The organism is Mariniphaga sediminis (assembly GCF_003573545.1).
In the GTDB taxonomy this organism is placed as follows: domain Bacteria; phylum Bacteroidota; class Bacteroidia; order Bacteroidales; family Prolixibacteraceae; genus Mariniphaga; species Mariniphaga sediminis.
Map to the genome: position 1 here is coordinate 255,570 of NZ_QWET01000007.1, position 22,281 is coordinate 277,850.

A 22,281-nucleotide genomic window follows, 5' to 3' on the forward strand; every position below is an offset into this window, starting at 1 on the left:
GATGATGAAGAACAAACATGTTGCCGTGATTGGCGGGGGAATCGCCGGAATGGAAGCTGCTTCTGTTCTGGCCCGGCAGGGACTGAAAGTAACCCTGGTTGAAAAACAAAAGGCCACTGGTGGAAAACTGAACGACTGGCATCACCTTTTCCCGGACTTTTCATCACCCGGGGTTGTGGTGGAAAACCTGGATAAAAAAACTGTCCGGGCAGGAGTAAATGTGGTGTGCCATACTGAAATCAGTCATATCGAAAGAAACAACGGACGTTTTGAACTCAGCGACCAGCGTGATGTGAAGATTTTTGCCGATGCGGTTATTGTGGCATCAGGATTTCACGTTTTCGATGCTACCCTTAAAGAAGAGTACGGATACGGGTTGTTTAGCAATGTCATTACTTCGGTCGATTTTGAACGACGGATGAAAAAACACGGCAAACTGCTCACTTTGCAGGGAACTGAACCCCGGCGGGTGGCTATCATCCACTGTGTTGGGTCACGCGATGCCAAGGTCGGTAACATCTACTGCTCCAAAGTGTGTTGTATCACCGGCATTAAGCAGGCTATTGAAATCAACAAGATGCTTCCCGAATGCGAAGTATTTTGTTTTTACATGGACCTGCGGCTTTATGGTTCAAAATTCGACAGTTTGTATCTTGAGGCCCAAAAACGGCATAAAATTCAGTTTATCCGCGGGCGTTTGTCCGAAGCTGCCGAGCGCCCCGACAAAAGCCTTCAGCTTAAGGCCGAAGATACCTTGCAGGGACGGCCGTTGCGAATGAATGTGGATCTGGTCATCCTTTTGGTAGGAATGGAACCCGCCCTGTCGAACAGCAGTCTGATGCGGAATAACCAAATGAAACCCGACGAAAACGGTTTTTTCAGGTCGGTAAATATGCACGAAGCCCGTAACGTGGGTACGCAGGAAGGTATTTTTATGGCCGGGACTGCCATCTGTCCTATGGCAGTAAATGAAACCCTGGAGAATGCCCGTTCGGCGGCTTTGGAAGTAATGAATTTTTTGAGAACAGATAAGAACCATGGAGGATTTTAGTTTTTTGAACCCGGGATCCCGGCAAATCGATTTCGATAATTTTGACGATCGGTTGCTGCTTTATGTCCTCGAATATGAACCCTCATTTGTAACATGTATCTCCTGCGGGGGATGCACAGCTACCTGCAGCGCCGGGAACCTAACCAATTTTAATGTGCGGAAAATCGGGTTATGGTTGCGTCGTGGCGAAACAGAAAAACTGTCGCAGGAGATTGAAAAATGTATGTTTTGCGGAAAGTGTACGCTTGTTTGTCCGCGCGATATTAACATCCGCAATGTCATACTGCTTATTAAAAAACGTATTTCAGAGCTGAAAACCGAAAACCAACCGGTGTAATGGAAAATTTTATCATCATACCGTTTACCGTAGGGCTTATTTACCTGACCCTGGTTTTAATTTACCGTTTTGTGAAATGGGTCCGCGGGCTGTCGAAACTCGATAAACTCAGACTGGTGCAGTCGTTTAAAATACGGCGGATGCTGCGTTCTTTGAAAGAAGTTTTTTATGAAGGACTGCTGCACCGCAAAATATTCCGGAAAAATCCGGTGCTGGGGTATATGCACATGAGCCTGGCTTTTGGCTGGTTCTTACTGATTGTGCTCGGACACATCGAAGTGATGGCTGCCCGTCGTTCTTTGCTCGTACCCTTCTACCTGCCAGTGTTTTTTCGCTATTTCGAAACAGGGACGACATTTTTCGCTTCTGGTATTTTCTCTTTTTTGATGGATTTTTTTCTGCTGATAGTTCTTTCCGGTGTTGCGCTGGCCATGCTGAAACGGTTCAAAAAACAACTGTTTGGAATGAAGAAAACGACACGGTTGAAGACCGGCGACCGCATGGCACTCACTTCCCTTTGGCTGATTTTTCCTTTGAGACTGCTGGCCGAAGGGATGTCGGCCGAACTTTACGGAAATGGAAGTTTCCTTACTTCTTCTGTTGGTCATATTATCGGAAGTTTTAGTTCTGAATCTACAAATCTTGTTCTCTGGACCGCTTATTCCTGTGCACTGGGGTTCTTTTTTGCCGCATTGCCTAATTCGCGTTATATGCATATTCCGACGGAAGTGTTGCTCATTTTTGTGCGAAATGCCGGAATCAGGCTGAAAAAACGGAACAACACCTACACCGACATTCAGGTTTTTTCCTGCTCACGCTGCGGTCTTTGTCTCGACAACTGCCAGATGGCTGCTGCGGGAATCAACCACGCCCAATCAGTTTACATTCTGAAAAACATTCGTAATAATAATCTCACTGATGAGCAACTGTTTAACTGCCTGCTTTGCGGAAAATGCGAAGTGGATTGTCCGGTGGGAATCAATACCATCGACTTGCGGATTACCCAGCGCATTGAATCAACGTTGCAGTATAACTCATCGTATAACTACCTCGAAGACCTGCCTGCCCGGAAAGCCTCAACCATTTATTTTGCGGGTTGTATGACGCATCTGACTCCGGGAATTATCGCTTCAATGAAAACTCTTTTTCACATGGCCGGAGAAAATGTCTGGTTTATGGACGAGGAAAAGGCTCCCTGTTGCGGCCGCCCGTTGATGCTTGCCGGACAGCATGATGCCGCTTCAAAACTCATTGTCAATAACACCCGCAAGATTTTGGGCTCCGGGGCAAAAACACTGGTGGTTTCATGTCCTATTTGTTACAAGGTTTTCAGGGAAGATTACGAACTAGGGAATGTGGAGGTATTGTTTCATGCCGAATATATTTCGCGGCTTATCCGGGAACAAATTATCCTCCCGGGAAAAACAACCACCCGGATTGTATATCACGATCCCTGTGAGTTGGGGCGTGGGATGGGGATGTTCGAACCGCCGCGCGAAGTTCTGCGCGCCACCGGAAAAGTTATCCCGGTAAAAAATGAAAAACAGATGGCCCATTGTTGCGGAGGTAGCCTGGGAAACCTGAAAATTTCACAGCAGGAACGCGCTGTCCTGCGTAACCAGGCAGTGAAGGATTACCAGCAGTATTTGCCCGATGTACTGGCCACGGCCTGCCCATTATGTAAAAAAACTTTTGCCCGCCATCGAGGAATTGAGGTAATGGACATTGCTGAAATTGTGGTTAGCTCTATCCGCAAATCAGCGGAAGTTGTGCCGGTGAAAGCCAGTGTGAAGGAAGAGGCGTTTGCAGAAGAATTGGTTTAGTGTGACGGGGAGTTGCGATTACAAATCGCAACGAACATCACCATTCAATTGGGGTGTAAAAGCAGTGACAGGTTGTAACTAACATAAGGCATGCTTCCCCGGGGTTTTAAACAAATGATGTTTTTAGTTTGCTTCTTAAAACAAATATTTTTTATATTTAGTCCCCGAAAACCAGAAAGCAACCATCGATTTTTATAAATGTACCAAAGCATGAATATATCTAACATCTGTTGTTTCGTAGATGCGGAAAGTGTGAACAGATAGGAGAATTGTGTGCAGCCTTTATGAGATGACAGGAAAATGAAGGTATGAATGAAATAGTTGTATTCAAAAACAAAATAAATAGACCAACCGAAGTGAACTTGCCGGAAATTGAAAGGTTTACTGAAGATGTTGGTATACAGATAAGTAATAAGAACGAATCCGTTCTTTCTGACATCAACTATTTATCGAAACTAAGCTAATCGACTAAATTATGAAAAGTGCAGACAAAAAATCAGACCTACATCTCATTTCTTATTGTGGGTTTTACTGCGGAGCCTGCCCCAAGTATAGAAAAGAAGAGTGCTTGGGCTGCAAGGGAGAATCACCCCGCTGTGCCGTTGGATATAAAGTATGTAAAGTGAGACCTTGTTGCATTGAAAAAGGCATTAGTTCATGTGCCGGCTGTGATGTATATGAATCTGTAAAGGATTGCAAAAAATATAATCCATTGATGATTCGGTTTGGGCAGTTTATAACGCGGACAAACAGAAGGTTGGGTATTGAGATGATAAAGGAAAAAGGGGAAGCTGAATTTGTGAGATATATGTTTGATAAAAATTGGGTGACAGTAAAAACAGGAAAATAATAAAGCGTAGCACATAGCAAAATGGCAATATGCCGGACAGGATTTTATTCCGTTCATCGCCCAGTGTATAGCCGGGATTGTTGTGTGCCACAATAAAAGAAATGACATTTATGAGAAAAAGATTTTTAACAACAATCATTTTAAATGCGATTATTATAACTGTTTTACTATTACCTTTTTTTGTTGCTAACAATCTGGATTCAACGGAGGTTAGATATTTTAGTATTGCGATATCCATTATCGTAACAATAAACACACAGATTATTCTTTTCTTCCTGAATAATAAATTTGGAAAACTTAAAATAGTAGGAGATTTAAAACCAACCTTTAATAAGGGAGAAGTTCAATTTAATGACTTGAGGATAAAAGCCTTGTATTCAGACTGTATTTTAGAAAGTTTTACTTACAGAAATAATAAAAAAGAAATTACTGAATTTTCGATAGGCGACTTAGATTTAGTTAATAAATCAATAACCATTCAAAAAGAAAAAGAAATAGATATTCCAATTAGAATAAAATTCAGGAGTGAACGAGTTAGAAATTACATAAAATTGAAATATAAATATAAAGATATTGATAGATCAAAAGTACGATCAAAAAGAATTAAACTAAGGATAAATGAAACGTAAAGCTATTCCAAACATAAATGCGATTCCCAACAAACATAATCCATTGTTCGAAACCTACACGGATGTATTTGATATCGCATTTGATAAAAACCTGAATAAGTCTTCCAACTTAAAATTGTTGGCCAAGCTCTATATAAAGGAAAGAATAACAGACAACGGAAATACGTTTGAAAAACGATTCAAGAATTTAATCAATTTAAGAGCAGAAGATGTAGAGAGGCACTTTCAGGAGTATATTAATGAAAATTATAAATCGATTGATAAAACAGGAAATATTTATTTCCTGGTTGGAAAAATTGGCACTGGAAAAACGACATTTATTAAACATTTCATTTACAGTAATAAAGATATCTCATCTTGCTATATTGATTTAGAGCCATTTGCCGTTCCAATAGAACCAACTTTCGATGATATAAGAAAAGACATTTTATCCAAAATTAAAGAACATCTGAATTCTCACTACAAAGAATATTTTACTGATATAAACCTAATTAGAGAAGTTTTTAAAGATCGGTATCCTGCAGAGGTAAGTACTGACTACCTGTTAAGCAAAATTGATACCTCCATTGAGGAATATATCGCATTGGTTTATACGCATTTATTTCAAACCAAAAAAAATAATAAATACACCCTCATTTTTGATAACGGAGATACTTGTAGTGTAAATATTATTCGAACTATTTTTGGGTATATAAAAAAGCTCATTGAACGAATTCCCGCTTTATTTATTTTTAGTGTAAGAGATTATATTCCAAATCAGAATGTGCTGGGTACTGATTTTCAGAACCGGTATCCGATGATAAGTTTACCCCCGTTAAAAATTTCTATTCTGATTAAAAGAAGATTTGAGTACTCTATTGAAGAAATAAAAGTCAGAGATTATAATCAAAAAAATAGGAACCCTTTAAACCAGGATATTGAAATAGCACATTCTAATGTGAAAACTATTCAAAGTTCTGCTGATAAAAAAATCAAAATTAATTCTTTAACGGCCCAAACAATTTTGCTGGAGACGAGTAAGATTTTCAAGTATAGAGAAGAGCAGGAATCAATATATGACCATCTGATTCGCATTTCTGATGGAAATATTCGGGAAGTAATTGAATTGATTTATTCCTTTTTTCATAGTCCTAATCTGGACTTAATTCCATTTATCCAAAATGTTTATAATGATAAACCAATACTTGATGCGAGGTACCTGGATATAAAGGATTTTATTGCATGTACCATATGTAAACACAAAGATTGTTACGATACAGAATCTTCTCCCATTATTAATCTTTTCAATCTTGACAACTCAAACTTTGATGGCGACCCGATAAATACACTTGGCTTGGTATATACCTTAATAATTATTCAAAATTTTAGCCGAATTGATAAAACAAAATTAATTCAGTTATTAACGAAATTAAACTTTTCGGCAGAAAGAGTTGATTTGATATTTGAAAAATTACTTGGATGGAATATGATAGGTTCCCCGAACCAGGAGTTTCCAAAACAAAAGTATATTACAGAGGTAGTGCTAACAGATAAAGGGGATTATTATATTTCGACATTAATTCATCAATTTAGCTATCTGTTACATATGAGCGAAAATACACCCATGCATTCGTATTATGTTGTAAACTATAATGAAAGAAAAAAGAAATTTAATAACCGGTTTAAATCCGTTAACTTTTTTCTCGATTTTTTGAGTGAAGAGATAGAATTATTTAATAGAAAACTGAGTGAAAGGCCTGATTTAATTCAGAATACAGAATATAGTAAGGGAGTAAATTTTGTTGAAATAATTAAACCTAGTATTGAAAAAGAGATAATATCGATAAAAAGAGAATTAAAAGGAAATAGCGGCAAAATTTAAATTTGATAGCTTTGGCAGTGTATTGATCGTTGGGGGTATGCATGGCAGCCAATTCATACTGGAAGCTGGCACTCGCTGAAAATCAAAAAAAGAAAAATATGAAACGAAAAAAGACAACTTCCCTTATTCTGATAACAACCGTTTTAATCTCGCTTTTTGCATTTCGGAAGGATACCGTTTTTACCGAATATGAGATAAAGGAATTTTCATTTAAGGGGCATGATGCAAAGATTGTATTTCCCCATAAACCGAACTCAAATAGCTATTGGATTTGGAGAGCAAGGTTTTGGGGGCATGAACCACAGGTGGACAAAGCGTTGCTGGAAAAAGGATTTCATGTTGCCTTTATTGATGTTTCTAATTTGTTTGGGAACCATGAAGCGGTAGAGCTGTGGAATGAATTTTACCGTTTTTGTGTTTCGGAGTACGGATTTAATCAAAAAGTTGTATTGGAAGGGATGAGTCGTGGCGGACTAATCGTTTATAATTGGGCGTCAAAAAATACCGGCAAGGTGTTCAGTATTTATGCTGATGCACCTGTATGCGATATAAAAAGCTGGCCGGGAGGAATGTTTAACGGAGACGGAAGTCCTGAAGCGTGGGAGATTTGTTTGAAGGCATATAATCTTGACACGATTTCGGTTAAAACGTTTGATGATATTCCGGTTAATAATTGTGTGCATGTTGCAAAAGCAGGAATTCCTGTTATACATGTATATGGTGATGCCGATACGGTAGTGCCTTATGCAGAAAACACAAAGTTACTGGCCAAAAAATTTAGAGGTGCTGGTGGAACAATAGAACTTATTCGAAAAAAAGGAGTTGGGCACCATCCTCATTGCCTGGAAGACCCGTCTCCAATAGTAGATTTTATTTTGAATAGTGTTGATTATAAAGAATAGCAGGTGAAAAATCTACATAAATAGTGGTTGAAGATGCGCATGGTACCAAGGGATGTACCTTATTCAATTTTCGCTACGGGTTGACAGGTTAGCGCTCAACCTACTTTACTCCGGAACCGGATATAAAGAACCCGCTGCCCATCAATTATCTGTTGGTGTGTATAAAATCAGAACAAAACCTGAATGTGAAGTGTTTTGAAACTCCGAACGAAGCATGGAAAAATAGAAAGTGCCCATTTATAAGGAATGTTTAAAATGAATAAAGAAGTTTTTTTACGAGAATTTATGGATGAAGTCTGGAACAAGCAAAGCCTTAATAATGTAGAAAAATACATCCATAATGAGTACACTGTTTTCCTGGACACCGCTGATCCCTGGGAAGGAAAAACATTGTCGCATGCGGAATTTAAGGTTCGCCTGAAGTTTTCTTTTGATTCTTTCCCCGATATTCATTTTAAAATAACTTCTGCCATTGAAGAAGAGAACCATGTTGCGGTTACCTGGATCTTAACCGGAACAAATCGGGGCATGATTGGAGAATTACCCGCCACAAACAAAAAAATAGAAACAACAGGGGTCACCGTTTATCATTTTAAAAACAGTTTAATTAGCGGGCATACCCAGGTTTTTGACAGAAAAACAGTAGCCAAACAATTAGGATTTATAAAACAATGAAATCACGAAAAGAGATTAAGGAAGAATACAGGGAGATGAAGTTCCCGATGGGAGTTTTTCAGGTAAAAAATACATCCAATAACAAGGTGTTGATAGATAACAGCATTGATATGAACTCCAAATGGAACCGGCATAAAACGGAGTTGAGGTTTGGCAACCATAAAAATCATGCGCTGCAACAAGACTGGAACGAAAAAGGAGAGGATAATTTTGTATTTGAAGTTTTATCCGAATTGAAACAAGAGGATGAGAAAAACATCAACTACGCCAGTGAATTACGATCACTGCAACAAATGATTATCGAAGAATTAAATATTTCAACGGAGTTAAGGTACTAGCAGGTACTGGCATTGTGAATAAACAATGTGGGGATGGTGCAGGATATCAAGGTCCATACCCTGATTCAACTTCTTTATGGTGACAGTGCCATGCCATGCCGTTTGCTGTTATGTAGTATATTTTTTTCGTCCATCTGGAAAATAAGTTTTAAATCTGTTACTCCTTTAAGGTTACAGATTATTCAGTCCCTTGAAGATTGCAGATTCCGGGGTATCACCACCGGGTAGAATTATTTCCGGCAAATACTTTTATTGGATGACGATCGTTTGCCGGGCCAACCTTTACGTTTTGGAACCCTTAAAATGACTCCGGAAATTTTCAAAAAGGATTTCGGCTGGCAGGAAATATTTTAACCTGTTTGGCGCCATGCACATAGCTTGTGATAACAACAAACTATGCGCAAATGACACATAGGAAAAGCAATTTTATTGGGGGAAAATTCCCCGATTTGAATTACTTTTAGGCCATCTGAACCACATGATAGCAGAACTTTTTAAGGAGGTATTAAAAAGAAAAAAAGTGGGCAAAATTTTTTGGCTGACTACCGTTAAGGACAGATTTAACGGCAGTATCGTTATTGGATAGGATACACATACACAATAAAATAATTATATATGACAAGTGACAAAGAAAAGTGGTTTACTATTGAGGAGATTGATGAAAATACGACTGTTATTAGCGAGTATAAACATTGGGAAGAAACCCATTGCTATTTGCTGAATGGTAAAGACAGAAGTTTGTTAATTGACACAGGGCTTGGAGTTGAAAATATTTGGGAGCAGGTACAAAAGCTGACAGATAAACCCGTTACAGTTGTTACAACACACGTACACTATGACCATTTTGGTGGGCATAAATATTTCAAAGATTTTTATGTGCATGAAGAGGAAACAGAATGGATAAATGGAGGTTTCCCCTTAACAATAGAACAGGTTCGTAATTTTTTGGTGGAGGAACCTTGCGAATTTCCCAAAGACTTTGATGTTAACGACTATTACCTGTTTGAAGGAGTTCCAACCAGAGTGCTGAAGGATAATGATACAATAGAGTTGGGAGACCGGACAATCAGGGTGTTGCACACGCCCGGGCATTCTCCCGGACATATGTGCTTTTTTGAAGAAGATAAGGGATATTTATATACGGGCGATTTAATTTATATCGGAGAGTTATTTGCCTATTACCCCTCGACAGACCCCGTGGCGTATATGAATTCTATAAAAAAATTGTTGCCTTTACCTGTAAAACGTATTTTGCCTGCACATCACGATTTGGATATCCCGTTATCAATTATTGAAGATATGGATAAAGCTTTTACGGAATTACATAAAAGCGGAAAACTAAAGCACGGGAGCGGCACTTTTTCCTATTCAAATTTTGCGATAAGACTTTAAGATCAAATTATAACAGAATAAGAATAAAAAAAAATAGATCGAAAGACTAACAGGTAGAGACAATGGTGATAAAAATTAAGGGGCGGCTTGTAATCTAGCTGCCCTTTTGATTTTATGAATGTTGGTACTGTATATGTTTGCACCAGGTGGAAAGTTGTTGCATGAAACCATTGGAGCGTACCCTTAAATTTTTTGATAGAAAATGGCGGTCAGTGTTAAAGGTGTGACAGGTAATTTAAATAGCAAATGTTCAACCAAACGACAATAATGTGTACTATTTTCCCGGCAGTTACAGACTTATTTACTTTTTTATGCCAAATATCTGGAATTTTGTCAGGATATGATGGTTGGTAGTAAAAAATATAGGACAGAAAGTGTTAACTTTAAGCAAAATAGTATTTTATAAACTGGGTGGTAGTTGAGTTGCAGATGTTTTAGAATGACCTGCACCGTTAATTTCCATTTGGTGACTATACTGGAAACCTAAAAACGGGAAGACTTATGAAAGCAGGTCAGATAAGAGGGCTTATTTTATGGTTTGTTGGAATCTATGCTTTTGTTGAAAACAGGAAAAAAAATCAACCGGAAAATTATATTAAACCTTTGTAACCAATAAAATCAACGATATGGCAAATATATCAGAAGAGCTAATTAAAGAGTTCCTGCGTAAAAAAATAAATCCCAAAATATCGCTTCATGAATATTTTGTTGACATTTTGGGTGGTCTTTTCCCGGGCATATTGTTCCTGCTTGCCTTGTTTATTGCCACGGTCCCGCCCATATTTAATTTGTCTTGTATCTTTTTGGAGAAGCAGGGTAACGTTTTCCAGATTTTCAGGGAGTATGTTATTGCCACACTCCAAACCCCGAGTTCAATCTGGATTGTATTCTTCATGATTTTTACATTACTATCTTATATTGTAGGTCATATTTTTTACAGAAGGGATATTAAAACTCCGGACAGAGAGAGCTTTAAGTTGTTGAAGTCTGAGATTGAAAAGGAATATATGGATGCTATTATAACCCCGGCTGTTTCCCGGCTGAAAAGGATTAAGAGTAAAAAGGAAAACGGGAGGCACTTTTGGCTTAATTTATCACTTCGTAAACTGAAAAAAAGAAAACAATTTAAAATTTTAAACAATAAAAAACACCAGTTGAACATTGAGGAGTTGCTGAGAGATAATTTGGCATGTAAGTCAGAAAATGATTGTCAGTTCCCGTATCCAAACTATAATTCCTATTTAATAAAAAGGAACCTGATGCATTTACTGGATTTTACACAATGGTGTGAAGCAGATGAACGAAGCGGGGATACCAAAGTCGACCGAAAAGACAGAAGAAGTAAAACATACGTCAATATTCTTAAAATCAGGTTACGTTATTTTCATCCAGATAAATGTGCCATCATTATTCGGAATGAAGGACATGTGAGATTAGCCTCTTCCACCTGGCATATTGCAAAAATAATACGCAATATAAGTTGGTTTGGAATAGGTATTGTTTTGCTCTCATGTTTACTCACTTTTGTCAACTTTAATTATTCTAATGCTTTAACATCCCGTGAACTTTTAAAAAACCTCGGTTGGATATTGCCTGTTTTTATGGCGCCGTTTACAATACTGTTATTATCCCAGTATTTGGTGAAATACATTCAGAAGTTTATTCATTATCAAAGGTTGCGCGAAGTATTTTATGTGTTGGAAACAGTATATACGGCATTTAGTCTGACGGACGAATTAGATCGGTTAAAACCATTGTGCGATAAATAGTTTTTGCCATTTTTATGCTTGGCTTTTCTATCTGTTATGCAATGTTTAACTAATAATGTGGAAACCAAAAACTTAAATGTATGAAAGCCCTTTTGTTTGTACTTACCCTTAACTTACTCTCAGCAGGATTATTGGGGCAGGTTGCGGATGATTCTGTTTTTTCGGAGTCTGAAATTATTCTGAAAACTTCTACCGGTGATATTTCAGGGACTTTGACGGTGCCTGCTTCTGCGGAAGTATCTCCGGTTGTTCTTATTGTTGCCGGCTCGGGGCCGACTGACAGAAATTGCAATTCGCCTTTGGGAGTCCAAACCAATGCCTACAAAATGTTGGCTGAAGGTTTTGCCGGAAGCAATATTTCAACCCTGCGGTTCGATAAACGCGGGATTGGGAAAAGTCAGATGGCAATGACCAGTGAAAGTGATTTGCGATTTGAAACTTATGTCGATGATGTGGTTGCATGGATATCCTTGTTAAAAGCAGATAAAAGATTTTCCGGAATTTTTTTGTTAGGTCATAGCGAAGGTTCCCTGATAAGCATAATAGCGGCACAGCAGGCTGAAGTTGCCGGTTTTATTTCTGTTGCAGGGGTAGGAATACCAGCCGATAAACTTTTGCAGGATCAGCTAAAGAACCAGTTGCCCTTACAATTGCTCGACGAATCAAACAGAATACTGGACAGCCTGAAAGCCGGCAAGACCGTTTCCAATGTGAATCCTAACCTGGCTGTTTTATATCGTCCGGGTGTTCAGCCTTACATGATTTCCTGGATAAAGTATGATCCGGCAAAAGAGTTGAAAAAATTAACGATTCCCGTATGCGTAATTCAGGGAACAACCGATTTGCAGGTCCCGACAGAACATGCAAAATTGCTTTCTGCATCAAAACCGGATGCTACACTTTTTATAGTAGAGAATATGAACCACGTGTTAAAAGAAGCCGGATCGGATATTCAGGAAAACAGGGCAACCTACACCAAAGCCGATTTGCCTTTAAAGTCAGGGCTGGTGAAAAAGATTGTTCATTTTATAATACCTCAGGAATGAAATATGAAATTGTTTGTGAAGAGGGCAGGAGCACCGCACTGTTTTAAAACAGTATACATGACAGCAAATAATATGTAGAAATGAAATTGAAAGATTTAGGATATACTGACAACCTTGAACAGTTCAGAAGGGAAGAGGTTCCAGGCAATCTCGAAACGGGCAGGGTTGTCGCGGAACATAAGGAACGATATATTGTCAAAACAATTCAGGGGGAGTTTGAAGCGGAGATAACCGGGAATATGCGATTCTCCGCGGGAAGCCGTGAGGATTTTCCGGTAGTGGGCGATTGGGTGGCCCTGGCGGTTTATGATTCAGATTTGGCCATTGTTCATAAAATATTTCCACGGTTTTCAATGATTAAAAGACAGGCGGCCGGGCAATCCGGAGAGGTACAGATAATGGCTGCAAATATCGATTATGCGCTGCTGGTACAGGCCGTCGACAGGGATTTTAATATTAACCGGCTGGAAAGGTACCTGACCATCTGTTATTCTTCGAAAGTCAGCCCGGTGATTGTACTGACAAAAACCGACCTGGTGAATGAACGGCGGGTGGATGAAATAACAGCCAACCTGAAATCAAGAGTAAAAGACGTTCCTGTAGTGGCGGTTAGTAACGAGACCCGGGCCGGATACGAAAGGCTTAAAAAAATGATTGAGAAGGGGACAACCTGGTGTATGCTGGGTTCCTCGGGCGTTGGAAAATCTACTTTGCTGAATAATCTTTCCGGGAGAGCAGTAATGAAAACGGGTGCTGTCAGCCAAAGTACAAATAAAGGAAGACACGTTACCAGTCACCGGGAATTGGTTATTCTTGAAGGCGGCGGAATTCTTATCGACAACCCGGGAATGCGGGAAGTGGGACTTGCCGATACTGCCGGCGGACTGGAAACCACCTTTGATATAATTGTCAGGCTTTCTCAACATTGTAAGTTCAAGGATTGTACCCATACCAGTGAGACTGGTTGCTCGGTCAGGGAGGCTGTGGAAAAGGGCGAATTGGACAAAAGCTCTTACGTAAACTACCTGAAAATGGAACGGGAAAAATCCCATTTTGAATCCACTGTTGCAGAACGACGCAAAAAGGAGAAGGGATTCGGGAAAATGTTAAAGGACTACAATAAAAAAGATATTAAACAACGGAGGGGTTGACTTTTACTTTGCGACCTGACAAAATCAGGAAATAAATGAGTCCGTTGCTTTCTTGAAAATATGATATTTATCTTTTGAATATTTTAATACTCAGTCCCTTCTGTGCCGACCAGCCTTCACGATCGGTGAGGCTGATGAAAAAGTGGTAGTCTCCTTCGTCAAATTCTCCCTGGTTATTGCCCTCCGGAATTTCAATCACCGTATCGGTCATGTATTCCGTTTGTCCTGCCGGAATTTCAAAATCACCAATAAAAACAAAAGGATTCACCGGCGTTTTTTCCGGGTCTGGTTCACATGCTGATGCTTCGGTAGTGTGCGAATGATGATCGAAATTGTGATGAATGTCAATGCTGAAAGATCCCAGTTCGGCATTGTCTTTCAGCAGTGCCTTAAACGTGAATGGCTCACCCAGCCACAAGGTATCGCAATTCAGTGGAAAAGCCGCCGGGATATTCAGGTCGATTTCAGGTTTTTGGTCGTCAATTTCTTTATTATTACAGGCAGTAATTACAAAAACTACCATGACCAACAGAATGAATAACTTTTTCATTTTAAACAATTTTAATGTGGAAATACATTGGGTGCAGCGTCTTCGTGGCTGGCTAAAATGCCACGAAGACGCTGTGTCACCCTTATTTAATTAATGTGAATGTCCATCTCCGTGCATAATTTCCAGTTCTTCGTCCAGGGAGGCCTGGTTTCCTTCCATGTCTGTCACAATAAAATGGAAATGGTAATCTCCCTCTTTGGCATAGTCGGGAATGTCGATGTGTTTATGAAAAGTGGCATTTTTTAAACCTGAAAACTCGGTATAGATGGAATCCACTTTCCATTCTTCCTCTTCTGATAAGAAGGTGGCGCTTTTACTTTCATGTTCTCCTTCCGGGTGGATCACTACCCGGACCTTTTCTATCTTTCCGGGAGCGGTAATTTTTGCATCCACATGCACATCATGACCGATGTGGCCGGTTTTGTTATTGTCTATCCCCAGCTCGAAGCCGGTAATTTCAGGACGGGGAATTTCATCTTCGTCATTACACGATGTAAAAAACAAAGCAGTGGTCAACGTCAAAGCGAGTAAAAATAATTTAGTTTTCATGTTCTACTTTTTATGTGTTAAACGTATGTTATAGTTTATTTTAAATGTGTTGAAAAGGGAATGTGTACATTTAGTATCACATTTCTGCCGGCTTCGGGAACATTAATGAGCCGGTAGTAGCTGGTGTGGTTAAAGTACTTTTCATTCAAAAGGTTTTGCACCTGCAGGGAAAGTGAAATAGCCTGCTTTTTCCAGGGGATGTCGGCACCCATTCCAAGATTTAGTGTCTGGTAGCCGGGTGTCTTTTTCTCCGGCGGAACAATTTTGTTTTGGGCTGCTGCCACTTTAAAGTCGACAGAGAAGTATGGATTATGCAGCCATGCCTGGTTTTTAGGTGTATATTTCAGGTGGAAAAGCGCAGAGGCCGGCGGTGAGAAAGGGAGGGTAAAACCAATTTTATCCCCGGAAAGTTGCTCGGAATAGATGTAGTTCAGGATAACACCGGTTTTAAAATTCCGGGCTACATTGAGATGAGTATGTAACTCGCCTCCGCATCTGAACACTTCGCTTTCGGTATAATAGAATACCTGGTTTCCGTTGCCGTATAGCCGGTCGTGCTCAAAGCCGGGGTTCAGGTAAATGTAATTGGGGAAGTAGTTTAAAAAGGGTGTGATACCGATAGCAAATTTCCGGGTGTTCCATTCCATTCCCACATCCAGTTGGTATGAAACTTCCGGCGACAATTCCGGGTCGCCTTTTTCGTAACTAAACCGATGGTAATTTACACCGTTTGCCGCCAGTTCTTTGGCAATGGGCATCCGAAAGCTTTTTCCGGCGTTGGCCTTTAATGAAAAATGTCCGGCGTTGTAATTATATCCGGCGGACCATGTCAGGCTGGAAAAACTTCGATCCAGTTCCGGCGCCCGCTGAAGAAAACTCCAAACAGTATCTTCTCCTGTAACAACTGGGCTTTCAAACCAATCATGATAAGGTGTGGTCCGAATGTTCCCAAAGTCGTAGCGGATGCCGGCCTGTAACTGGCTGTGTTCCGAAACCTTGTACTTCATCCAGGCAAAGGCTCCTGCGGTGATTTGTTCGAAAGCAGGAATGATAAAACCTCTGCCGTGAATGCGGTTCTTTTGGTACTCCGAATTTATCCCGGCGGTTCCTTCTGTTTTTTCACTGAACTGAAAAGTACTTTTCAGGTTTCCGGAGAAAATGTTTTTTTCAAACTGTCGCTCCAATTCTGCTGCAAAAGGCATGTTTGAAGGGAAAACGGAGGGCATATAACCATGATTGGTATACGGGCTCAATTCCTGCCTGAAATTACGCTGGTAGCCCAGTTCCATTCGGAACTGCCTGTTTTTTTTCAAAACGGCACTACGGTTTATAATTTTGAAGTGATTCACTTCCTGAAACGGGAATTGAATATCGCGGGCCGATTTGTCATGCAACCCGGTATCCACCTGCCGGGGCTCCAGTCCGTGGGTATTCGCGAAAAAGCCGGCCTTGGTACGCACATTGCTCACATAAAAACGGGTGGAAGTTCCGTTGTTTTGGAACCCTCCGGAAAAGTGTAAGTTCTGTTCTTTTCCGGCAGTATTCCGCAACCGGTTATTATGAAGCGCTGCACGATAGGAATAAATATCCACGCTGTCGGTGGGCACACGGTAGTCTGCATAATCAAGCAACGTGGCACGAAACGTAAAGAATAGCTTTTCTTTCCGGCCAAAAATGAATGCGGAGGTTCCGGCCAGGTCGTTGTTGGTTTTTCCTGTCAGGTTCACATTTCCACCCAGCGTGTGTTTTGGGGGTGTTTCAATCTGTTTCAGGTCGATTACCCCGCCGATGGCATCGGAACCGTACATCAAAGATGCCGGGCCTTTTATCACTTCAATACGATCGAATGCATACTGGTCTACTTCCAGTCCATGGTCTGCGCCCCACTGCTGGGCTTCGTGTTTGATTCCGTTCTCAACCACGACCACCCGGTTGAATCCAAGTCCCCGTATGGCCGGTTTCGACTGTCCTGAGCCGATATCAATGGAGCTTACTCCCGGCAACCGTTCCAGCGACTGCATCAGGCTACCGCCCAGGTTTTGTTTCAGGAACTTGTCGTTTACCACTTCAATGTTCAGCGATTCCTCTCTTTTGCGCTGTTCTTCATAATGGTCAGTTACTGTTACCTCACGGAGCGTTTGCATTTCCGGTTCGAGCCGGATGTTTAAACGAAGGTCGTTGCGCAGCAAAAGCGTGTCTGAAAATCGATGGTAACCAAGAAATGAAACTGCTATGGTATAGGTTCCTGTGGGGATGTTTTCAAACAGGAAAACACCGTCTGCTCCCGATACCACGCCAAAATTGCCAGGTGTTACCAGAACCGAAGTGCCTGGCAACGGCCGCTGTTTTTCATCTTGTATCATGCCCGATAGTGTATATGTTTGCTGGCCGTATGCTGAGAACGAAACCCAGGCCACAGCTAGCAACCACAATAAAACTCTCATAAAACAAGGTTTTAATTTGTTGTGTCATTTTCCCCGAATTGTTTACAATGATCCCTATCTCCCGATAACAGCGGGACCTGTAATCCTTTCTTGATAGTTCAACTTTATCAATGCCGGGGTAACCTGAACTTTATTCACATTAAAAACATGGTGAATAATTCAGATTGGATTATTTATAAGTATGTGAAGGTGGTAAGGGGCGAGGTTAGGAACAGGGAGGTGCACGCGGAATGAGCCGGTACCGGTTGGCAGGCCTGTCATTTTTTTTAGGGGGAAGGATGATCCTGTCTGAAAAAATGAACATGTCATCCCCGGAAATAAATGAATCCGGCAATTTGTTGGGAGGAAATTTAAATTGGCAGATTAAACACGGCTCTTCCTTTGTGCCTGAAAGGGTATAAGCAACTGAATTGTTTTCATGGCGAATGTCCAAAAAGCATGTACTGCAATGGGAGCAGGAACTGTTTGTTGTGTGTTGCAACACGTGAACAGGCTGGTAGAAAATGGGAAAAGAAAATACCCAAAAAAGGAACAGACCGATATTTTTAACGTTTTGTCTCAATTTATGCGTGGATATTTTTTTGACATTTATCACACAGTCCTTTAATTATTACTTCGGTTTCAGTGGCTTTAAATCCATCGGGGAGTGGGGGTGTTTTTACCGGAATCGATTCCAGGCAACGTACACTTTGGCATTCCTCGCAGTAAAAGTGAGCGTGCTCCTGTTTTTGCGTTATCGTATTGTCAAGCGCATATTTTACCAGTTGGTTGTCCACCACAATTTTGTGAATGATTTTACTCTCCTGCAATGTTTTGAAGGAACGGTAAAATGTAGTGCGGTCGAACGTGCCGGACAGCCGATCCCTGATTTCATTCTCTGACAAGGGATTTCCGGATTCCATAATCACTGAAATGATTCCTTCCCGGCAACCAGTGCGTTTTAGGTTATGTTCATGCAATACTTCGTTTGGATTCATAAATGCAAAAATGTTTCAAATGCAATAATGTTGCAAATGTAAGCAAAATATCGAAATAAATAATAGTTGCAGCTCTTTTATTTATTTTTCAAAACACCCGGCAAAAAATAGTATCTTAAATGGCTGAAATCAAAACTGCGTTTATGCTGATTTTTAATTACGATAGCACTTTTGAAGGTCTGCTCACCTCTGTTTTTGAGGCATACAACCGGAACCGGTTTCCGGATGCTATTCAGGCCAAAGGCAGACAGCCTGAAAGTTTGTTTGCCGAGGTGGTTGAGATAGATTCTGTTACAGAAAAGGCTGATCGTGTTTGGAAGGGGATTCAGAAAAAAGTGACGAAAAGGAACAGCCAATTGTTGTTTCATGCTTTTCTTTCGGAAGAAGAGGGGATAGAAATGAAAATTTTGCGGTTTGTACAGCGACTTTTTGCTGAAGAGGTAAATATTGAAACGGACTTTGGCGATCCCGACGTGCTGTATTTGGTACAAACCGACCGCAAGGTGAAAAGAGAAGCAATGAGGATGATGCAGTTTGTACGCTTTCAGCAGACAAAAGACGGGCTTTACGTTTGCGGAATTGAACCACGATACGATGTGCTGCCTATGGTTATCACCCATTTTCGTAACCGGTTTGCCGATCAGCAATGGCTGATGTACGACCTGCGGCGTAACTATGGCGCTTTCTATAATAAAAAGAGTGTGGAAGAGGTGGTATTGACCAGTCAGGAAATTAACCGGAACACAGGGCAGGTTAACCGGAATGTGCTGGAGGAGAGCGATGCCTTTTACCAGACATTGTGGAAATCGTATTTTCAGAATATCAGCATAAAAGAACGGAAAAACCTGAGATTGCAACGGCAACACATGCCCCGGAGATTCTGGCGGTACCTGACGGAAAAACAGTTTTAATCTTTCTTTTTTGTATTTGAGTGTCCTGGCTGTTTTAAAACAGGTACATTTTTTTTGCAGTCCCTTTTATTTTTTATTTCTCTTTTGAAACTTTTTTGCAGGTTAACGGGTTTCAGTAAATAATTACTTGTGGCTGATAAGAATAAACAGAAAATGAGAAAACAAAACTATAGGCTCTTGAAACGCATCCCGTTTTTGGCTTTAATTTTTTTAATGTATTGTCACAATACATATATTCCTGAAGAAGAGGTTGGACAGGATGAAGAAAAAGAACAGGAGCAGGAGGACAAGGAGGAAGAAGTGAATCCGGCAGATATTCCCATTCAGCCATGGGAAGAGAACTCCTGGTACTGGCAGTTTAATGGGGAACCTGTTTTGTTGCTGGGAGCCAGTAGCGACGATAACCTGTTTCAGTGGACTGCAGACCGGTTGGTGCCGCATCTTGATTCGATGGTGGAAGCCGGGGCAAACTATGTGCGGAATACGATGAGCGACCGTTGTGACCGGGGATTCGAAGTATATCCTTTTTACAAAATGGAGGATGGAAAATATGATTTAAGTAAATGGAACAATGCATATTGGGACCGTTTCGAGTTTTTTCTGAAAGAAACGGAAAAAAGGGACGTCATTGTTCAGATTGAGGTTTGGGACCGCTTTGATTACTGGGATAAGTACTGGCTTCCACACCCTTATAATCCTGGGAATAACGTGAATTATACAGCGGCAGAATCAGGATTGACAGGTGAGTATCCAAATCATCCGGCCAGCAACCAGCAGCCTTTTTTCTTTACCACTCCCAATCAGCAGAACAATGAAGTATTGCTGAATTTTCAGAAGATGTTCGTGGAAAAGATGCTTTCCATTTCACTGGAATTCAACCATGTTTTGTATTGTATTGACAATGAAACGGCTGCTGAAGAAGAGTGGGCAATCTACTGGGCCGGGCTGATAAAGGAAAAAGCAACGGAAAAAGAAAAAACGGTGTATGTTACAGAAATGTGGGGAAATATAGATTTGAAATCAGAGATACACAAGCGGACTTTTGACTTTCCGGAAAGGTATGCTTTCTGCGATGTGTCGCAAAACAACTGGCAGGAAGGGCAGGATCACTGGGACAATTTTCAGTGGGTAAGAGCGTATCTTTTGTCAAAACCAAGGCCGGTAAATACCGTTAAAACATACGGCTCTCCCAAAAATATTCATGGCTTGGAACGCTGGTGGCGTCATGTAATCGGTGGGGCTGCGTCGGCGCGGTTTCACCGCCCGCCTGATGGACTGGGGTTGTCGGAGATGTCAGTTGCCGCCGTAAAAGCTGCCCGGAAGATTGAATCGGTCGTGAATTTCTGGGAGTTGACCCCGGGGAATGAAAAACTTTCAATGAGGGAGGAGAATGAAGCCTATTTGACATCGAAACCGGGAGAGAATTATGTCCTCTATTTTACAAACGGAGGACAGGTTGGGTTGGATGTAAAAGAATATGCTTCAACATTCAGTCTGAAATGGCTGGAGTTAAATACCGGCGAATGGAAATCGGAACACACATTTAACGGAGGGCAGATTGTTGAGCTCAGCGCTCCCGGAACCGGTAGTTGGGTGGCAGTTGTCAGTAAAATTTAGATAATTCCATTTTTAATAGACCCGGAGGTTTTACGTGTTTGTTGAAAATAGATGAGCGAAAGATATATGACTCCCGCAAGGTCAAACCATTTTTTTGTTTAGTGTCTTTCCTGAATCCCTTGTAAAGCAGGTTGAAAATTTTCAAAAAGCCTGAGCTGGGTGTCCATCGCTTTTTTGCGTCTGGCAGCGGAATCGGAGAGCAGCATTCGTTTCAGGTTTTCAGGCGGAAGGTCGGTTTTTATTCCGGCAGGCAGTTCATTTGTTTTAATAAAATATTTTGCCCGTTTCATTACAATGCCAATTTTCTGAAGGTGATAAAAGGTAAGCCTGCGAAACCTTCGCGCCTGGATGATTCGTTGTGCCGACTGTACGCCTACGCCGGGGATACGTAAAATCATTTCATAGTCGGCAGTGTTTACATCAATGGGGAAAAGATGCAGGTTGCGCAGGGCGTAGCCCAGTTTAGGATCCACATCAAGGTCGAGAAACGGTTGCTCTTCCGTAAGGATTTCTTCTGCATTAAATTTGTAGAATCGCATGAGCCAATCGCTTTGATACAATCTGTTTTCCCGTACCAGCGGAGGTTTGTTCAGAGCCGGCAGCCTTTGGTCATAAGCATTTACAGGGATGTAACCCGAATAATAAACGCGTTTCAGGTTTTGATTTTGGTACAGTCCCGACGAGAGTAAAATAATCTGCCGGTCGGTTTCCGGCGTTGCCCCCACAATCAGTTGCGTACTTTGACCTGCCGGAACAAACAGCGGTGTTTTTCTGAATTTTTTCCGCTCTTCTTTATTTGCCCGAATTTCATTGCTGATTTGTTTCATGGGAGCCATAATTCCCGTGAAATTTTTTTCGGGCGCCAGTTTTTTAAGGTTGGGTTCGGTGGGGATTTCGATGTTAACGCTCAGGCGGTCGGAAACCAGTCCGGCCTGCCGCACCAACTCATCGCTGGCGCCGGGGATAGTTTTCATGTGTATATAGCCGTAAAAGTGTTCCTCCTTTCTCAGTTTGCGGGCTACCTGAATCATTCGCTCCATGGTGTAGTCGGGACTCTTGATAACACCCGAGCTGAGAAACAATCCTTCGATATAATTACGGCGGTAAAACCCGACGGTAAGTTCCACTATTTCTTCGACGGTGAATGTGGCGCGCGGGCGATCGTTGCTCCGCCGGTTAATACAATAGGCGCAGTCGTAAATACAGTGGTTGGTCATCAAAATTTTGAACAGGCTGATGCAGCGTCCGTCGTCGGTAAAGCTGTGGCATACGCCGCAGGAAACACCGCTCCCAATGCCGTTGGATTCATTCCGGCGGTTGCTTCCGCTCGATGCACAGGATACGTCGTACTTGGCGGCATCCGCAAGGACAACCAGCTTTTTTTGAATTTTTTCGTTATTCATTTTGAC

General features: G+C 41.1%; 20 protein-coding genes and 1 pseudogene. 15 read left to right on the top strand and 6 right to left on the bottom strand.

From position 1 onward, the window contains the following. The first annotated feature begins 1 nt into the window (after position 1). The 13 genes from D1164_RS11575 to rsgA all read left to right on the top strand — a co-directional run bounded on the left by D1164_RS11575 (position 2) and on the right by rsgA (position 13,824). The gene (locus D1164_RS11575) at positions 2-1,051 is read left to right on the top strand and encodes an FAD-dependent oxidoreductase (protein WP_172594433.1); all 1,050 of its coding nucleotides are present in this window, start codon (positions 2-4) and stop codon (positions 1,049-1,051) included. Next, on the top strand, positions 1,038-1,388 hold the full coding sequence (locus D1164_RS11580; RefSeq protein WP_119350142.1) for a 4Fe-4S dicluster domain-containing protein: 351 nt from the start codon (positions 1,038-1,040) through the stop codon (positions 1,386-1,388). Before D1164_RS11575 ends, D1164_RS11580 begins: the two co-directional genes overlap by 14 nt. Continuing rightward, complete coding sequence (locus D1164_RS11585) at positions 1,388-3,211, top strand: (Fe-S)-binding protein (protein WP_119350143.1); 1,824 nt, start codon at positions 1,388-1,390, stop codon at positions 3,209-3,211. Before D1164_RS11580 ends, D1164_RS11585 begins: the two co-directional genes overlap by 1 nt. Positions 3,212-3,686: 475 nt before the next feature. After that, entirely contained in the window at positions 3,687-4,061 is a 375-nt protein-coding gene (locus D1164_RS24215; protein WP_119350144.1) for a DUF3795 domain-containing protein, read from the top strand. Between the two features lie 110 nt (positions 4,062-4,171). Beyond that, positions 4,172-4,690 (top strand): hypothetical protein, encoded by a 519-nt coding sequence (locus D1164_RS11595; RefSeq protein WP_147372164.1) that lies wholly within the window; start codon positions 4,172-4,174, stop codon positions 4,688-4,690. Beyond that, positions 4,680-6,551 (top strand): hypothetical protein, encoded by a 1,872-nt coding sequence (locus D1164_RS11600; RefSeq protein ID WP_119350146.1) that lies wholly within the window; start codon positions 4,680-4,682, stop codon positions 6,549-6,551. The genes D1164_RS11595 and D1164_RS11600 overlap by 11 nt, the downstream gene beginning before the upstream one ends. Positions 6,552-6,649: 98 nt before the next feature. Next, entirely contained in the window at positions 6,650-7,453 is an 804-nt protein-coding gene (locus D1164_RS11605; protein WP_119350203.1) for an alpha/beta hydrolase family protein, read from the top strand. A 255-nt stretch (positions 7,454-7,708) separates the two neighbouring features. Continuing rightward, entirely contained in the window at positions 7,709-8,128 is a 420-nt protein-coding gene (locus tag D1164_RS11610) for an ester cyclase (RefSeq protein ID WP_172594434.1), read from the top strand. Then, positions 8,125-8,466 (top strand): GIY-YIG nuclease family protein, encoded by a 342-nt coding sequence (locus D1164_RS11615; RefSeq protein ID WP_119350148.1) that lies wholly within the window; start codon positions 8,125-8,127, stop codon positions 8,464-8,466. Before D1164_RS11610 ends, D1164_RS11615 begins: the two co-directional genes overlap by 4 nt. 615 nt (positions 8,467-9,081) lie before the next feature. After that, complete coding sequence (locus tag D1164_RS11620) at positions 9,082-9,858, top strand: MBL fold metallo-hydrolase (protein ID WP_119350149.1); 777 nt, start codon at positions 9,082-9,084, stop codon at positions 9,856-9,858. 626 nt (positions 9,859-10,484) lie between these two features. Further along, positions 10,485-11,627 carry a hypothetical protein gene (locus D1164_RS11625; RefSeq protein ID WP_119350150.1) on the top strand — a complete coding sequence of 381 codons (1,143 nt, stop codon included), beginning with the start codon at positions 10,485-10,487 and terminating at the stop codon, positions 11,625-11,627. 80 nt (positions 11,628-11,707) lie between these two features. After that, positions 11,708-12,673, top strand: coding sequence for an alpha/beta hydrolase (locus D1164_RS11630; protein ID WP_119350151.1), 966 nt, complete (start codon positions 11,708-11,710; stop codon positions 12,671-12,673). An 80-nt stretch (positions 12,674-12,753) separates the two neighbouring features. After that, entirely contained in the window at positions 12,754-13,824 is a 1,071-nt protein-coding gene (gene rsgA, locus D1164_RS11635; RefSeq protein ID WP_119350152.1) for a ribosome small subunit-dependent GTPase A, read from the top strand. A 67-nt stretch (positions 13,825-13,891) separates the two neighbouring features. Here rsgA and D1164_RS11640 read toward each other — a convergent pair whose 3' ends face one another. The 5 genes and pseudogenes from D1164_RS11640 to D1164_RS11660 form a co-directional block, all read right to left on the bottom strand. After that, positions 13,892-14,374 carry a DUF4625 domain-containing protein gene (locus D1164_RS11640; RefSeq protein ID WP_119350153.1) on the bottom strand — a complete coding sequence of 161 codons (483 nt, stop codon included), beginning with the start codon at positions 14,372-14,374 and terminating at the stop codon, positions 13,892-13,894. 90 nt (positions 14,375-14,464) lie between these two features. Further along, positions 14,465-14,923 carry a DUF4625 domain-containing protein gene (locus tag D1164_RS11645; protein ID WP_119350154.1) on the bottom strand — a complete coding sequence of 153 codons (459 nt, stop codon included), beginning with the start codon at positions 14,921-14,923 and terminating at the stop codon, positions 14,465-14,467. A gap of 35 nt (positions 14,924-14,958) precedes the next feature. Beyond that, positions 14,959-17,067 (bottom strand): TonB-dependent receptor, encoded by a 2,109-nt coding sequence (locus D1164_RS11650; protein WP_394340399.1) that lies wholly within the window; start codon positions 17,065-17,067, stop codon positions 14,959-14,961. A gap of 33 nt (positions 17,068-17,100) precedes the next feature. Then, positions 17,101-17,367: pseudogene (locus D1164_RS24220) on the bottom strand (carboxypeptidase-like regulatory domain-containing protein); the annotation flags it as partial. Between the two features lie 563 nt (positions 17,368-17,930). After that, positions 17,931-18,344 (bottom strand): Fur family transcriptional regulator, encoded by a 414-nt coding sequence (locus D1164_RS11660; RefSeq protein WP_119350157.1) that lies wholly within the window; start codon positions 18,342-18,344, stop codon positions 17,931-17,933. Positions 18,345-18,463: 119 nt separating this feature from the next. Between D1164_RS11660 and D1164_RS11665 the strand changes: the two genes are divergently transcribed. Continuing rightward, entirely contained in the window at positions 18,464-19,255 is a 792-nt protein-coding gene (locus D1164_RS11665; RefSeq protein ID WP_119350158.1) for a TIGR03915 family putative DNA repair protein, read from the top strand. A 213-nt stretch (positions 19,256-19,468) separates the two neighbouring features. Next, positions 19,469-20,872, top strand: coding sequence for a hypothetical protein (locus D1164_RS11670; RefSeq protein WP_147372165.1), 1,404 nt, complete (start codon positions 19,469-19,471; stop codon positions 20,870-20,872). Positions 20,873-20,970: 98 nt separating this feature from the next. Here the strand turns inward: D1164_RS11670 and D1164_RS11675 are convergent, their stop codons facing one another. After that, complete coding sequence (locus tag D1164_RS11675) at positions 20,971-22,275, bottom strand: putative DNA modification/repair radical SAM protein (RefSeq protein ID WP_119350160.1); 1,305 nt, start codon at positions 22,273-22,275, stop codon at positions 20,971-20,973. Positions 22,276-22,281 lie beyond the last annotated feature (6 nt).

Bases quoted from the DNA above. Each gene is read 5' to 3' on its own strand.
- D1164_RS24215 (WP_119350144.1), top strand. From the start codon at position 3,687: ATGAAAAGTGCAGACAAAAAATCAGACCTACATCTCATTTCTTATTGT.
- D1164_RS11675 (WP_119350160.1), bottom strand. From the start codon at position 22,275: ATGAATAACGAAAAAATTCAAAAAAAGCTGGTTGTCCTTGCGGATGCC.
- D1164_RS11620 (WP_119350149.1), top strand. From the start codon at position 9,082: ATGACAAGTGACAAAGAAAAGTGGTTTACTATTGAGGAGATTGATGAA.
- D1164_RS11630 (WP_119350151.1), top strand. From the start codon at position 11,708: ATGAAAGCCCTTTTGTTTGTACTTACCCTTAACTTACTCTCAGCAGGA.
- D1164_RS11575 (WP_172594433.1), top strand. From the start codon at position 2: ATGATGAAGAACAAACATGTTGCCGTGATTGGCGGGGGAATCGCCGGA.
- rsgA (WP_119350152.1), top strand. From the start codon at position 12,754: ATGAAATTGAAAGATTTAGGATATACTGACAACCTTGAACAGTTCAGA.
- D1164_RS11660 (WP_119350157.1), bottom strand. From the start codon at position 18,344: ATGAATCCAAACGAAGTATTGCATGAACATAACCTAAAACGCACTGGT.
- D1164_RS11605 (WP_119350203.1), top strand. From the start codon at position 6,650: ATGAAACGAAAAAAGACAACTTCCCTTATTCTGATAACAACCGTTTTA.
- D1164_RS11585 (WP_119350143.1), top strand. From the start codon at position 1,388: ATGGAAAATTTTATCATCATACCGTTTACCGTAGGGCTTATTTACCTG.
- D1164_RS11645 (WP_119350154.1), bottom strand. From the start codon at position 14,923: ATGAAAACTAAATTATTTTTACTCGCTTTGACGTTGACCACTGCTTTG.
- D1164_RS11615 (WP_119350148.1), top strand. From the start codon at position 8,125: ATGAAATCACGAAAAGAGATTAAGGAAGAATACAGGGAGATGAAGTTC.
- D1164_RS11610 (WP_172594434.1), top strand. From the start codon at position 7,709: ATGAATAAAGAAGTTTTTTTACGAGAATTTATGGATGAAGTCTGGAAC.
- D1164_RS11600 (WP_119350146.1), top strand. From the start codon at position 4,680: ATGAAACGTAAAGCTATTCCAAACATAAATGCGATTCCCAACAAACAT.
- D1164_RS11665 (WP_119350158.1), top strand. From the start codon at position 18,464: ATGGCTGAAATCAAAACTGCGTTTATGCTGATTTTTAATTACGATAGC.
- D1164_RS11640 (WP_119350153.1), bottom strand. From the start codon at position 14,374: ATGAAAAAGTTATTCATTCTGTTGGTCATGGTAGTTTTTGTAATTACT.
- D1164_RS11625 (WP_119350150.1), top strand. From the start codon at position 10,485: ATGGCAAATATATCAGAAGAGCTAATTAAAGAGTTCCTGCGTAAAAAA.
- D1164_RS11670 (WP_147372165.1), top strand. From the start codon at position 19,469: ATGTATTGTCACAATACATATATTCCTGAAGAAGAGGTTGGACAGGAT.
- D1164_RS11650 (WP_394340399.1), bottom strand. From the start codon at position 17,067: ATGCAAACGCTCCGTGAGGTAACAGTAACTGACCATTATGAAGAACAG.
- D1164_RS11580 (WP_119350142.1), top strand. From the start codon at position 1,038: ATGGAGGATTTTAGTTTTTTGAACCCGGGATCCCGGCAAATCGATTTC.
- D1164_RS11595 (WP_147372164.1), top strand. From the start codon at position 4,172: ATGAGAAAAAGATTTTTAACAACAATCATTTTAAATGCGATTATTATA.